13 protein-coding genes are annotated in these 14669 nt (G+C 50.4%); 9 read left to right on the forward strand and 4 right to left on the reverse strand.

Annotated features, from left to right (window positions below):
• The first annotated feature begins 80 nt into the window (after positions 1-80).
• The 4 genes from FDW95_RS12380 to FDW95_RS12395 all read left to right on the forward strand — a co-directional run bounded on the left by FDW95_RS12380 (position 81) and on the right by FDW95_RS12395 (position 5213).
• The gene (locus tag FDW95_RS12380; protein ID WP_115257561.1) at positions 81-788 is read left to right on the forward strand and encodes a fimbria/pilus periplasmic chaperone; all 708 of its coding nucleotides are present in this window, start codon (positions 81-83) and stop codon (positions 786-788) included.
• Positions 789-818: 30 nt separating this feature from the next.
• On the forward strand, positions 819-1328 hold the full coding sequence (locus FDW95_RS12385; protein WP_115257560.1) for a CS1 type fimbrial major subunit: 510 nt from the start codon (positions 819-821) through the stop codon (positions 1326-1328).
• 79 nt (positions 1329-1407) lie between these two features.
• Complete coding sequence (locus tag FDW95_RS12390; RefSeq protein ID WP_115257559.1) at positions 1408-4104, forward strand: TcfC E-set like domain-containing protein; 2697 nt, start codon at positions 1408-1410, stop codon at positions 4102-4104.
• Positions 4101-5213 (forward strand): CfaE/CblD family pilus tip adhesin, encoded by a 1113-nt coding sequence (locus tag FDW95_RS12395; protein ID WP_137363516.1) that lies wholly within the window; start codon positions 4101-4103, stop codon positions 5211-5213. The genes FDW95_RS12390 and FDW95_RS12395 overlap by 4 nt, the downstream gene beginning before the upstream one ends.
• Before the next feature lie 69 nt (positions 5214-5282).
• On the opposite strand, the gene FDW95_RS12400 is transcribed toward FDW95_RS12395, so the two are convergent.
• Entirely contained in the window at positions 5283-5975 is a 693-nt protein-coding gene (locus tag FDW95_RS12400) for an aspartate/glutamate racemase (RefSeq protein ID WP_115259903.1), read from the reverse strand.
• Positions 5976-6117: 142 nt separating this feature from the next.
• On the opposite strand from FDW95_RS12400, the gene FDW95_RS12405 reads away from it, so the two are divergent.
• The 5 genes from FDW95_RS12405 (at position 6118) to FDW95_RS12425 (ending at position 11148) form a co-directional block, all read left to right on the forward strand.
• On the forward strand, positions 6118-6444 hold the full coding sequence (locus tag FDW95_RS12405) for a cupin domain-containing protein (RefSeq protein WP_096755837.1): 327 nt from the start codon (positions 6118-6120) through the stop codon (positions 6442-6444).
• A 478-nt stretch (positions 6445-6922) separates the two neighbouring features.
• The gene (locus tag FDW95_RS12410) at positions 6923-7813 is read left to right on the forward strand and encodes a sugar ABC transporter permease (RefSeq protein WP_096755836.1); all 891 of its coding nucleotides are present in this window, start codon (positions 6923-6925) and stop codon (positions 7811-7813) included.
• Positions 7806-8708, forward strand: coding sequence for a carbohydrate ABC transporter permease (locus tag FDW95_RS12415; protein ID WP_096755835.1), 903 nt, complete (start codon positions 7806-7808; stop codon positions 8706-8708). Before FDW95_RS12410 ends, FDW95_RS12415 begins: the two co-directional genes overlap by 8 nt.
• A 12-nt stretch (positions 8709-8720) precedes the next feature.
• The gene (locus FDW95_RS12420) at positions 8721-9848 is read left to right on the forward strand and encodes an ABC transporter ATP-binding protein (protein WP_096755834.1); all 1128 of its coding nucleotides are present in this window, start codon (positions 8721-8723) and stop codon (positions 9846-9848) included.
• 13 nt (positions 9849-9861) lie between these two features.
• Positions 9862-11148, forward strand: coding sequence for an ABC transporter substrate-binding protein (locus FDW95_RS12425; RefSeq protein ID WP_115257558.1), 1287 nt, complete (start codon positions 9862-9864; stop codon positions 11146-11148).
• An 86-nt stretch (positions 11149-11234) separates the two neighbouring features.
• On the opposite strand, the gene FDW95_RS12430 is transcribed toward FDW95_RS12425, so the two are convergent.
• The 3 genes from FDW95_RS12430 to kduI form a co-directional block, all read right to left on the reverse strand.
• Positions 11235-12653, reverse strand: a complete 1419-nt coding sequence (locus FDW95_RS12430) for a sugar porter family MFS transporter (protein ID WP_115257557.1) — start codon at positions 12651-12653, stop codon at positions 11235-11237.
• Between the two features lie 314 nt (positions 12654-12967).
• The gene (gene kduD, locus FDW95_RS12435; protein WP_096755831.1) at positions 12968-13729 is read right to left on the reverse strand and encodes a 2-dehydro-3-deoxy-D-gluconate 5-dehydrogenase KduD; all 762 of its coding nucleotides are present in this window, start codon (positions 13727-13729) and stop codon (positions 12968-12970) included.
• A 57-nt stretch (positions 13730-13786) separates the two neighbouring features.
• A complete protein-coding gene (kduI, locus tag FDW95_RS12440) occupies positions 13787-14623 on the reverse strand; it encodes a 5-dehydro-4-deoxy-D-glucuronate isomerase (RefSeq protein ID WP_096755830.1) in 837 nt (278 codons plus the stop codon).
• Between the last annotated feature and the right edge of the window lie 46 nt (positions 14624-14669).

The raw sequence follows: 14669 nt of genomic DNA on the forward strand, positions 1-14669 counted from the left end.
GAACTTGTTCGCACCTTCCCTAGCGCATTACTTATTCAACAGGATGCTGAATAACAGAATGACTAACAGGGAATTATAACATGACACTAAAGTTAAACCTGTGTGCTATTTCACTAGCATGTTTGGCCCCGCTCTGCCACGCAAATATGTCCGTCTATCCCATGTCAGTTGATATGAACGATCAAGGCGAAAGCAGCGTGCGTGTTATTTCTCGCTCCAGCGATGTGCAATATATTAAGACGTCAATTCTTAATATTACCGGTATCGGCACAACCCAAGAAAAAGAAACTGAAATTAAAAATGGCGATCCTACCGCGATTGTCGTTATGCCTCCCAAATTCGCCCTCCCCGCTGGCGCCACTAAAATGGTACGACTGGTCGCAATGGAGCCGGTAAAGGAAGAGACAACTTACCGTGTGAAGTTCGAGGCAGTACCGCAGCTTGATGACCCGCTTGAAGGGACTCAAAATACCAAGTCGCAATTAACCATTAATCTTATCTGGGGTGTACTCGTCAGCGTCCCACCAGAAAACCCGCAGCTAAAAATCAACCTGCTTGCCGATGGAAAAATAACAAACACCGGTAACCAGCGTTTTAAAATATTAAAAATAGGATTGTGTAAAAAATCACAATCAGACAAAGACTGTGCATGGCAGGATGTTGGTAATAATATTTACCCACGCGCTAGCTATGTACCTAAAAACATATTGAATTACGACCGGGTCGTTGTTCAGTATTGGAACTGGATTGACAAGTCAAAGCACTCGCAGGACTTCCCAATTCATTAATCAGTAGTTTATTACATGGAATATAAGTAAATGAAATCAGTTATCTCTAAATCCTTACTCGCTTTGGCAATGGTTTCTGTAATGGGTTCTGCAATGGCAGTACAGAAAGATATTACCGTTACTGCAACCGTTGATGCCGCGCTGGATATGACTCAGGTTGATAACTCTGCGCTGCCAAAAAACGTTGATATGCAGTATATCCCAGGCACCGGTCTGGTTCCTTACCAGCTACAGACCAAAATCTGGGCAAATGACGTGACTAAAGATGTCATGATGCAGTTGACCAGCGATGCCGTTCTGGTTAACAGCCTGGGTGGTGACACCGTTCCGATGACCGTTTCCTGGGGCGGCGAAGCGCTGTCTACTACCGCGGTAACTCTGGCAGCAAAAGAACTGTTCCCGAATGCTGATACCGCACTGAAAACAGGTTCTGTAGCTAAAGCCCTGCAGATCGCACAGACCACGCAGGAACCTCTGACTACCGGTACCTATCAGGGTATTGTCAGCATCTATCTGTACCAGAACGCCGGCACTATCTAATTTTTACTGCAATAAACCCAATGAACCGAAGAAAAGTCTTCGGTTCATTTTTTACTATATCAAGGAAGATGATTGAGTAATGAAAAAATCAATTCTTGGGCTATTAATCTTTTCCATACTCAATGTCGCTCATGCACGTACAGACTCAATTCCACCAGGATTTGAAGCCATCGTGCAGGGCCAGCAGGAATATATTGACGTCTATCTTGCAGGACGCAATCTGGGTAAGTTTTACGCCACCGTGAACCTTGATACCGTTAAGTTTGAACAGCCCCAAAAGATTATCACCGCAATGGCCCTGGGTAACGATCAAGATCGTATCAAAACCGTTGTAGCAAAACTCAGCCAGCCTCTTGAACGTCACGGTGAACTTGCCTGTTCGACGGTAAACAGCGGCGCTGGTTGCGGTTATCTCACCACTAACGACGTCGCACTGATTTATAATGACGAGCAGAACGCCGTCAATCTCTTCTTAAATAAAGAGTGGTATCCCGACAGCACCCAAACCGCTCTCTATCTGAAAGCAAGCCAGGATGATGATATCGTTAACGCGTTCATCCATCAGCAGGATATTAACGTCGCCATCCAGGACGATTTTAAATCGGCATATCTGCAAGGTACGGGCGCATTAGGCATCACCGATAACAGCTACATTGGCGGTTACTGGAGCCTGAATGGCAACGAGAGCGATGGTGAAACCGAGACTGATGTTGACGTCAGCGAACTGTACTATCGCTATGATCTCATGAGCCGCTTTTACGTTCAAGGCGGGCGAATGGATAGCCGCAGCCTGTTTAATCTTGATGGCGGTAACTTTAATTTCACCTTCCTGCCGCTTGACGCCTTTGACGGGGTTCGCGCAGGATCGACCTTGAGCTATCTCAACCGCGAACAGGCGGGCCAGGGCACACCGGTCAACGTATTGCTTTCGCGCAGCTCACGCGTTGATGCCTATCGCGATAACCAACTGCTCGGTTCGTTTTACTTAAACGGCGGCAATCAGTCACTCGACACCAGCTCGTTCCCGTCAGGGAGCTACACCCTTCAGCTGAAAATTTATGAAAGCAATCAGCTTGCCCGTACTGAAGTGGTTCCTTTTACCAAAACGGGGAGCATAACGGACGGCCATGCCCAGTGGTTTATCCAGGCGGGTAAACTGGCGGATGACTCCAGTTCATCAACAAGCTATAGCGATGACGGTTCCACCTCTGCCCAGGCTGGCGTGCGGCTTCCGGTAACGGCACAAAGCGAGCTGATGCTCGGCGTGGCCTCGGTAGACAATAACTTTTCTGCGGAAGTTAACGGTCATATCACCCCGGCACTGGGTGCTTTGGGTGATATGGATCTGCAAACCGGCTTTTTCTATAACGACCAGGGTGGCCGCGGTAACATGCAGCAGCTCAACTGGCGGGTGGAGAACTTGCCCTCACTGAACTTGTACCGAAAAGATACTAGCGGCGGTCAGTGTTCCGGCGATACTGATTCTGAAGATTACGATCTCAACTGTTTTGAAAGCATCAGCGCAGGTCTATCACAAAACATCTTAAGCTGGAGCCTTTCCTTAAACTGGAACCGCACCCGCAACCATGCGGACTATCGCACGCGCTGGGACAACGACGAAGACTTTAGTGATAACTATTTCAACCAGGCAAGCGCTAATTCCACCTCAGATACTATCCAGTTTAGCGCCTCACGCTCTTTCAGCCTGACTAGCTGGATCCTGAACACCAACCTCGGCGTATTTACGCGTAACAACAACGACAGCACCGGCAACGATAACGGTGCCTACTTTATGTTTACCTTCAGTGAGATGCCGCGCCAGGATAATAACGCGCGCAGCCGTAGCACCACCATCGGTGCCGATTATCGCACCAGTAAAAACAGTAGCGACCAGACATCCTGGAATCTGGCACGGACCTGGTATGACGATAACGTCAACCATAAAGAAGTGGGTGTGAGCCTTGGCGGTATTAATACTGATACCCTCGACAGCGGCGTCAACGGTCGTATTGATGGTCTGTATGGCAACCTCAGCGCCTATCTCACCGATAGCTACGACACGCAGGACCGCGATCACAGTACCGCCTTTACCGGCAGCTATAGCTCCACGCTTGCCGTCAGCTGCCACGGAGTGCAGGTTGGCCGCGCGGGTAACGGTGACCCATCGGCAGCCGTGCTAATCGCGGTGAAAAAAATGGACGACGCCGATGCCGATGATTTGTCCGTGGATGCCACCACAAATGGCAGTAAAGCCAGCCTGACAGGCGATGAATCGGTCCTGTTCCCTTACACCGGTTATGAAATGGGTTACGTCGACATCAACGACAGCGCACGTAAAAACCAGACCGGTACCACCAACCTGATTACCGGTTCAGGTAAACAGAGCCTGATGTTGCTGCCAGGTAAACTGCGCTATCGCGAGGTGTCCGCTACCTTTAACTACAACTATATTGGCCGACTGCTGCTGCCGGAAGCGCTGAAAAAATATCCAGTCATTGGGGTAAACAGTGCGATGTTGCTGATGGCAGATGACGGTGGGTTCACGCTGGAAATGCAGAGCTCTTCACGCGATCTGTACGTATTGGCTGGTCAGTCATTCCTGAAATGCCCACTGAAGGTACTGAAGAAACGCGCCAGCATTCGCTTTGCCGGAGATATTCAATGCTCTGTGGTGACCTACGATCAGTTGCCTTCGCCAATTCAGGTACAGGCACAGCTTAAGCAATCACAGCGCAGACAAGCGCTAGAAACCGCACAAAGGGAGAGTGTGCAATGAAATTAATCACCTTTTTAATGGTATGTGGATTAATGGTGAGTGGCTATTCGCAAGCCGAAAGCTATAACGGCCCCACCCCCAACGTCACTAGCACCCAAGATTATGAGATCCCTTCCGGCGCACCTGCCGATACATACTTATGGAACCGCGATTACGGAGGTGCGATAGGTTATGACCCACAGTACTCAACTTACACCTGCGGATATTCGAATATAAAGCAAACCTGTACACATCAGAGTAATGGTTCAACCATCACGATAATACTGACCGAGAAGCGAAGTCGTATGACTCATCCACTAAAACTGCAAGCTTATACAGAGCCACTGTATATTGATTCAAATGGTCAAGGAACATATTGCGGCGGAAAACGCGCACTCAACCGTTATCCCGCAGTAAACTGCTATGGTGACGACTATAGCTTCATAACAAACACAAAAACGCTAACAGTCTGGATACCGCAAACCGAAATGAACAACCTCCCCGTTGGGGGGGTATGGGAAGGCCAGGTTAAAATAAAATGGGAAGCGGGCGCGAGTTCAATCACTTATTTAGCCGACATCACCCTCAAAGGCAAAGCCACCGGCAAACAGGATATCTACTTCCCGGAATTTAACGGCGCGAATCCGCTGGTACAGCTTGATCTGCACCCAACCGGTTCGGTCACCAGCAACAGCTATGTCGAAGATGTTACCAATCTGGATATGTGCCTGTACGACGGCTTCAACTCCAACAGTGACAGCATGGAGCTGTCATTTAGAGATGAAGGCAAAACGGCGGCGGCTCGCAAAGACGGCTATTTCTCCATCTATAACACCGCCACGGGCGGAACAGATGAAGCCGAACGAGTCGATTACCGCGTGGAAATGTTCGATCCTCACAGCAAAGGCTGGAGAACGGTTAAAAACAACGATTCCTTCACTCTACAAGCCGGAGAAAACGGTCAGGATCAAGTACGTCCGGTACGACTACCGTCGATTACCTATCCTGTCCTTTGCTCCCCTGCACCGCTGCGGCTGATTGTGGATAAATTCCGCGTCACCGACAAAGCCGCCGGATACTATAAAGGCGTACTGACCGTGGAATTTAGCCCCAGCCTGAACAGCATCTAACAACGCGCTTATCCGGCCTGCCCCATAATGTAGGCCGGATAAGCGCAAGCGCCATCCGGCACCCCAGCATCAAGACAGCATAAACTCCACCGCATCAGCCGCATGAATCGCCGCCGTATCAAACACCGGTAGTGGGCTTAATTCTGCTGGCACCAGCAGACCAATCTCGGTACAGCCAAAAATCACCCCTTGCGCTCCCTGGCTCGCCAGGTCGCCTATCACACTCAGGTAATAGTCGCGCGAGGCGTCGCTGAATTCGCCGAGGCACAGCTCGTCAAAAATTATCTGGTTAATTTTCTGCCTATCGCCTTGTTCGGGAATCAAGGTGCTAATACCAAATTCATCCTGTAGGCGACCGCGATAGAAATCCTGCTCCATGGTGTAGCGCGTACCCAACAGCGCCACATTATTCATATTCTGCTGACTGATGGCGCGTCCTGTTGCATCCGCAATATGAAGGAACGGCACATCACAGGCGGCTTCAATCGCCCCGGCCACCTTATGCATGGTGTTGGTACACAGCACAATGCCCTCGGCACCGGCCTGTTGAAGTCCCCGCGCAGCCTGCGCCAGAATGTCGCCCGCTTTATCCCACTCGCCACGACTCTGACACAGCTCAATCTCATGGAAATCCACGCTGTGCAGTAGGATCTGCGCCGAATGCAGGCCACCCAATCGCTGTTTTACGCCTTCGTTAATCAAGCGATAATAAGGAATGGTCGATTCCCAGCTCATACCACCTAACAGACCGATCGTTTTCATCATTTTCCCCGCGTTCGTTACCGTCATGCCAGTGAAGCAAAGATGTGATCAACTTTCCACATCTGTGAGCAAGCGTTTCTTTTTTACTCTTTCTGATATAAATTTAATGAAACATTGTTTCAACATACTACAGGACTGCCGGATGTTTATTTTTCATAAAGAAACCACCCTTGAAGATTTGGGCAATGGCGTAAGCCGCCGCATTCTGGCTCACGATGGCAAAATGATGGCCGTTGAAGTCAACTTTGAACAAGGCGCAGTTGGCCCAATGCACTGCCACCCGCACGAGCAGCTAACCTACGTGCTGTCAGGTGAATTTGAATTTACCATTGGCGAAGAAAAGCATGTCGTGCGCGCCGGTGACACGTTATATAAACAGCCCAATATTATGCACGGCTGCGTGTGTTTAAAGCCGGGAACATTACTGGATACCTTCACACCGGTACGTGAAGACTTCCTGAAAAAATAATGTCCCCCTTTATTTCAAGCCTTCCTTAGTGGAAGGCTTTTTTATGCCCGCAATCGCATTGTTAGCATGTTAATAATATAACTTTCATTACTTTAACCCGCCCAAAAAGCTGCCATACATGTCGTCATAACCCATAGAAATCCGGCAGGAATTTTTAAAATATGACGCGCACCTCACCTATTTGAAACGCCGTTTCGACTTTGATCACATTTCCATCATTATGTGAATGACGTAGAAACAAATCGCAATAAAATAAATTAAAACGATGTTTTACAAATCAAGAACGGCGGTTCATTCATGTTGATCGTTAGGATGACAACCGGTTAATGACAACATTAAAAGCATTGTATATCAATCATTAACAGGGAGTATTGGTATCGCAAACAGACACAGAACGCCGACACACCGGGCATCCAGAGTATGTCCGGTTCGTTACAACCGAATCCGTATTAAACCATTACTCGCCAGGTAGGTATGTATGAATGAAAACAGAATGCTGGGATTGGCGTGGATATCACCCTATATCATAGGGTTGATAATCTTTACCGCCTTCCCATTCGTTTCATCTTTCTTCCTCAGTTTTACTGAGTATGACTTGATGAGTCCGCCGGTGTTTAACGGCATCGAGAACTATCGCTACATGCTGACAGAAGATGCTCTCTTCTGGAAATCCATGGGCGTGACGTTCGCCTACGTATTTTTGACAATCCCATTGAAACTGGCATTTGCATTAGGGATTGCGTTTGTTCTTAACTTTAAATTACGCGGTATCGGCTTCTTCCGTACGGCTTACTATATTCCGTCCATCCTCGGTAGCTCCGTGGCTATCGCCGTGCTGTGGCGTGCGCTGTTTGCCATCGACGGTCTGCTGAACAGCTTTATCGGTGTATTAGGCTTTGACCCGGTTAACTGGCTGGGTGAACCCTCGCTGGCACTGATGTCCGTGACCCTGCTGCGCGTCTGGCAGTTTGGCTCCGCGATGGTTATCTTCCTCGCGGCGTTGCAAAACGTACCGCAGTCTCAGTACGAAGCGGCAATGATCGATGGCGCATCCAAATGGCAGATGTTTATGAAAGTCACCGTGCCGTTGATTACGCCGGTTATCTTCTTCAACTTCATCATGCAGACCACACAGGCATTCCAGGAGTTTACTGGCCCGTACGTGATAACCGGCGGCGGACCAACCTACTCCACCTACCTGTTCTCCCTGTACATCTACGACACGGCCTTCAAGTACTTTGACATGGGCTACGGCGCGGCGCTGGCCTGGGTATTGTTCCTGGTTGTTGCGGTCTTTGCGGCCATTGCCTTCAAGTCTTCGAAATACTGGGTGTTCTATTCCGCCGATAAGGGAGGCAAAAATGGCTGATATCCAACAAATCTCTGAAGCTCAGAGCATCGCTGAGCGTGAAGTTGCCCGCACCCTGCGTCGGGAAAAAATTAACGCGGCCATCCGCTACGTGATCCTGCTGTTGGTAGGGCTGCTGATGCTGTACCCGCTGGTGTGGATGTTCTCGGCCTCGTTCAAACCGAACCACGAGATCTTCACCACCCTGAGCCTGTGGCCTGCAAACGCCACCTGGGATGGCTTCGTCAACGGCTGGAAAACCGGTACCGAATACACCTTCGGCCATTACATGCTGAACACCTTTAAGTATGTGATTCCGAAAGTCATCCTGACCATTATCTCTTCCACCATCGTGGCATACGGCTTTGCCCGCTTCGAGATCCCATGGAAGAAATTCTGGTTCGCCACGCTCATCACCACCATGCTGCTACCAAGCACCGTCTTGCTGATCCCGCAGTACCTGATGTTCCGTGAAATGGGCATGCTGAACAGCTATATGCCGCTGTACCTGCCGCTGGCCTTCGCCACGCAAGGGTTCTTTGTCTTCATGCTGATTCAGTTCCTGCGCGGCGTACCGCGTGACATGGAAGAAGCGGCGCAGATTGACGGCTGTAACTCCTTCCAGGTGCTGTGGTACGTGGTGGTGCCGATTCTGAAACCGGCCATCATCTCTGTCGCTCTGTTCCAGTTCATGTGGTCAATGAACGACTTTATCGGGCCGCTGATTTATGTCTACAGCGTGGATAAATACCCGATTGCACTGGCGCTGAAAATGTCCATCGACGTTACCGAAGGTGCGCCGTGGAACGAAATTCTGGCAATGGCGAGTATCTCCATTCTGCCATCCATCATTGTGTTCTTCCTGGCACAACGCTACTTCGTACAGGGCGTTACCAGCAGCGGAATTAAAGGTTAAGAGGGAAATATCATGGCTGAAGTGATTTTTAATAAACTGGAAAAAGTGTACTCCAACGGCTTCAAAGCGGTACATGGTATCGACCTGAAAATTGCAGAAGGGGAATTCATGGTGATTGTCGGGCCATCCGGCTGCGCCAAGTCCACCACCCTGCGTATGCTGGCAGGTCTGGAAACCATCAGCGGCGGCGAAGTGCGTATCGGCGAGAAGATTGTGAACAATCTGGCACCGAAGGAGCGCGGGATTGCGATGGTATTCCAGAACTATGCGCTGTACCCGCACATGACGGTGCGTGAGAACCTGGCGTTCGGCCTGAAGCTAAGCAAAATGCCGAAGGCACAGATTGATGCCCAGGTAAACGAAGCAGCGAAGATCCTCGAACTGGAAGAACTGCTGGAGCGCCTGCCTCGCCAGCTCTCCGGTGGTCAGGCACAGCGTGTGGCCGTTGGCCGTGCGATTGTGAAGAAACCGGACGTGTTTCTGTTCGACGAACCGCTGTCCAACCTTGATGCCAAACTGCGTGCCTCAATGCGTATCCGTATTTCCGACCTGCACAAGCAGTTGAAGAAATCCGGCAAGCCGGCCACCACCGTGTACGTGACCCACGATCAGACCGAAGCGATGACCATGGGTGACCGCATCTGCGTGATGAAACTGGGACACATCATGCAGGTTGATACCCCGGATAACCTGTACCACAAGCCGAAAAATATGTTCGTGGCTGGCTTTATCGGCGCACCGGAGATGAACATTCGCCCCTGCAAGTTGGTGGAACAAGAGGGACGCCTGCACATTGCCATCGGCAATGAAACCATGCCGTTGAACGACGAAAAGCAGGAGAAAGTCTCTTCTTATGTCGGTCAGGATGTCTTCTACGGCATCCGTCCGGAATTCGTCGACGTCGCCGAAGAGCCTTTTGCCGAAGGCAACTGTAGTGGCGAAATGGTACGCGTGGAGAACATGGGCCATGAATTCTTTGTTTACCTGAAAGTGGCAGATTACGAACTGACTGCTCGCATCCCTTCAGATAAAGCTAAGCCAATGATTGATAAAGGTCTTAACCGCAAGGTGCATTTCAAGTTCGATATAAATAAATGTCATCTCTTTGACGCAAAAACTGAAAAGAACATCTCTCTCTAATGGAGTTATAAAAATGAAAAAAGTGCTTTTAAGCGCCGCTATCTCCGCCACTCTGGGCCTGACCGCGCTGCCTTCTATGGCAAAGGATGTTGATTTACGTATGTCCTGGTGGGGGGGCAATGGCCGCCACCAGGTCACGCTGAAAGCGTTAGAAGAGTTTCACAAGCTGAACCCGGATATCACCGTCAAAGCCGAATATACCGGCTGGGATGGTCACTTATCCCGCCTGACCACGCAGATTGCGGGCGGTACCGAGCCGGATGTGATGCAAACCAACTGGAACTGGCTGCCGATTTTCTCGAAAAATGGCGACGGTTTTTACGACTTGAACAAAATGAAGGACGTGATCGACTTAAGCCAGTTCGATCCAAAAGAACTGCAGTCCACTACCGTTAACGGCAAGCTGAACGGGATCCCCATTTCCGTCACCGCGCGCGTGTTCTACTTTAACGATGAAACCTGGAAAAAAGCGGGCGTTGAATACCCGAAAACCTGGGATGAGTTGATGGCTGCGGGCAAAACGTTCGAAAGCAAGCTCGGCAAACAGTACTACCCGGTGGTACTGGAGCATCAGGACACGCTGGCGCTGCTGAACTCGTACATGATCCAGAAGTACAACATTCCAGCCGTAGATGAAAAGACCAAGAAATTCTCCTACACCAAAGAGCAGTGGGTTGAGTTCTTCCAGACCTATAAAAAGCTGGTTGATAGCCACGTAATGCCAGACACCAAATACTATGCGTCGTTTGGTAAGAGCAACATGTATGAAATGAAGCCGTGGATCCAGGGCGAATGGGGTGGCACCTACATGTGGAACTCCACCATTAACAAGTATTCAGATAACCTGAAGCCACCGGCGAAGCTGGATCTGGGTAGCTACCCGATGATGGAAGGTGCCACGGACGCAGGGCTGTTCTTTAAACCTGCGCAGATGCTGTCTATTGGCAAATCCACGAAAAATCCGGAAGCCGCCGCGAAAGTGATTAACTTCCTGCTGAACAGCAAAGAAGGTGTCGAAACGCTGGGTCTGGAGCGCGGCGTGCCGCTGAGTAAAGCAGCCGTTGAAATCCTGACGCAAAACGGCACCATCAAAGAAAACGATCCGTCCGTCGCTGGGTTACGTCTGGCGCAGTCGCTGCCAACCAAACTCACCGTGTCGCCATACTTTGATGACCCGCAGATCGTGGCGCAGTTCGGTACGTCACTGCAGTACATCGACTACGGTCAGAAAACCGTGGAAGAAGCTGCTGCAGACTTCCAGCGTCAGGCTGAACGTATCCTGAAACGCGCGATGCGCTAAATAAAAAGCCGGGTGGCGGCTTCGCCCTACCCGGCCAATGCGAACCTGTCGGCCCGGTAAGCGAAATCCGCCACCGGGCATTAACATTACACGCCGATGTTCCGCAACTTCTCTCCCGCCATCAGTTTGCGTTCGATATGTTCCAGGGTGACGTTTTTGGTTTCAGGAATAAGCCAGAACGTAATACCAATGAATACGACATTCAGCGCGGTATAAAGCCAGAATGTACCGGCCGCGCCAATACTGTCGAGCAGCGTCAGGAACGTTGCCCCGATGATCATATTCGACACCCAGTTGGTGGTGGTGGAACAAGTGATACCAAAGTCACGGCATTTCAGCGGCTGAATTTCCGAGCACAGGATCCACACCACCGGTGCGGCGCTCATCGCATAGCCGGCGATACACATCATGGTCATGCCGACGGACAGCCACGATAACCCGCGGGATGCCGTGCCGTTATCAAACTGCATCAGGCAGTAGCCCAGCACCAATGTTCCCAGCGCCATCACGGTAAAACCAATTTTCAGCGCCGGTTTACGCCCGGCTTTATCGACGGTAAAGACGGCGATAAACGTAGCAAACATAAAGGTTAAGCCAACCACCAGGGTGGCAATCATCTGCTGTTCTGTGGTGGTAAAGCCCGCCATCTTAAAAATCCGCGGCGCGTAGTACATGATGATGTTCATCCCGGTGAACTGCTGCATCGCCTGCAGCAACATACCGAGGAAAACCGCACGACGCACGTTACTGTTGATCTTAAACAGCGCCCATCCGCCCTGCTTTAGCTTCAGGCTTTCGCGGATGTCATTCAGTTCATCGCGGGCTTTTTCCGAGGTATCTCGCAGCATACGCAGCACTTCTTCGGCTTCAATATGACGCCCTTTTTGCGCCAGCCAGCGCGGGCTGTTCGGTAAAAAAACCACCAGAACAATCAGCACCACCGCAGGCAGGGCCAACACGCCGAGCATGGCCCGCCAGTTGCCGGTGTAGCTGAACGCCGTATCGGATAAAAAGGCCAGCACAATGCCCAGCGTGACCATCAGCTGGTACATACTGATCATTTTTCCGCGCACGTTTTCACTGGCCATTTCTGAGAGATAAAGCGGCGCGGTATAGGAAGCAATCCCGACGGCTACACCCAGTACTACCCGGGCGGCGATCAGAAGCTCAACGCTTGTCGCGAATGCCGATCCCAACGATCCGAGAACAAAGAGGATTGCCCCAACCATCAGACTGTATTTTCGCCCGAGACGGAAAGAGAGCCAGCCGTTGAACAGTGCGCCAATTGCCGCACCCAGCATCATGCTGCTGACTACCCACTCCTGCAAACGACTGCTTAGCGCAAAGTGTTCAGTGATAAACGGCAGCGAACCCGCGATCACCCCAATATCCAGACCAAATAATAATCCTGCGACAGCAGCGGAAACTGAGACAAACAGATTCATACGTCGCGTGTCGCGCATTGCGCGCGGTGCTAATGCAGCATCATGATTAATTGAGACCATTTTTTCCTGCCAGAAACAGAGTAAGACATAAAACTGAAAATAAGGGATCCCTTGCCAGGGGCGTCAGGCTGGAAACGGCATAGTTATGGATAAAATAGCTAGCCCATACCGTTATGTGATGGACATTACAATTTTAAAATTTATAGATAATTACTCAATAAAATTTAATACACTGATATTAAAGAGTATTAAATATTACCGTTTCATACATATGAAATTATCTATGGATTAATTTATAACCATAATATGGATTAAAATAACTTAAAACCAAAAAAAACCTGCCGTTGGCAGGTTTTTTAATACTGGAGAGGGAATTAACGCGCCAGCCAGCCGCCGTCTACTGCAACGGTATAACCATTGATGTAGTCAGATGCGCTGGAGGCCAGGAATACGATTGGCCCCTTCAGATCGTCAGGCAGACCCCAACGGCCTGCCGGGATACGATCGAGGATTTCTGCGCTACGCTGCTCATCAGCACGCAGCTGTTGCGTGTTGTTGGTCGCCATGTAGCCCGGTGCAATCGCATTGACGTTGATGTTGTGTTTTGCCCACTCGTTCGCCATCAGGCGGGTTACGCCCATCACGCCGCTTTTTGATGCGGTGTAAGACGGCACGCGGATGCCACCCTGGAAGGAGAGCATAGAGGCGATGTTAATAATTTTCCCGCCGTTGCCCTGCGCGATGAAGTGCTTCGCCGCCGCCTGGGACATAAAGAATACGCTCTTAATGTTCAGGTTCATGACGTCGTCCCAGTCTTTTTCGCTGAAATCGATCGCATCATCACGACGAATAAGACCCGCATTGTTCACCAGAATATCGATATGGCCGAATTCTGCCACCGCGCGCTCCAGCAGTGCCGGAATACCGTCAATCTGACGCAGGTCGGCAGTCAGGCTTAAAAAGCGACGGCCCAGGGCAGTAACACGTTCGATAGTTTCTGTCGGCTCAACAATGTTGATACCCACGATATCGCAGCCCGCTTCCGCCAGACCCAGCGCCATACCCTGGCCCAGACCGGTGTCACAACCTGTCACAACGGCGACTTTACCTTCAAGAGAGAATGCATTCAAAATCATTGTTAATCCTTATTTTTTATAGTGCCCATCACCGACAGGCTGAGTGGCCGCCCGCGACTAGCGCAGATCTTTTACTGCAACGTGATCCATGTCATCAAAGACCTGGTTTTCGCCGACCATACCCCAAATAAACGTATAGGCTTTTGTGCCCACGCCAGAGTGGATAGACCAGCTTGGAGAAATAACAGCCTGCTCGTTGTGCATCACAATATGGCGCGTTTCCTGAGGCTGCCCCATCATGTGGAATACACAGGTGTCTTCTTCCATATTGAAGTAGAAATAGACTTCCATGCGGCGTTCATGGGTATGGCACGGCATGGTATTCCACAGGTTACCCGGCGCCAGTTCAGTCAGACCCATGCTCAACTGGCATGTTTCCAGAACATCCGGCACAAAGTATTTGTTGATGGTACGGCGGTTACTGGTGAGATCATCGCCCAGCGTCACCGGCGCAACGTCTGCTGGCGTGACTTTTTTGGTTGGGTACGCGGTGTGTGCCGGTGCACAGTTGTAGTAAAACTTCGCCGGAGTTGCCGCATCAAGGCTGGCAAACACCACTTCTTTGGCACCTTTACCGACATACAGCGCATCGCGGTGACCGATTTCATAGCATTGACCATCGACGGTAATCGTGCCCGGACCACCGATGTTGATCACGCCCAGCTCACGGCGTTCGAGGAAATACGTTACGCCCAGCTGTTTGCCAACTTCACCACCAACGGAAACGGTTTTGGCCACCGGCATAATCCCGCCGACAATAATACGGTCGATGTGGCTGTAAACCATGGTGTATTCGTCTGCGACAAATACCTGTTCTACCAAAAATTCGTTACGCAGCGCCTGGGTGTCCAGGGTTTTAGCATGCGCACTGTGGATACTTTGTCTTACGTCCACATTTACCTCCAGTGATAAATTGACCGTGAATACGTTATCGGATAGC

The sequence above is a fragment of the Citrobacter sp. wls718 genome, assembly GCF_005280945.1.
Taxonomy (GTDB): Bacteria; Pseudomonadota; Gammaproteobacteria; order Enterobacterales; family Enterobacteriaceae; genus Citrobacter; species Citrobacter gillenii.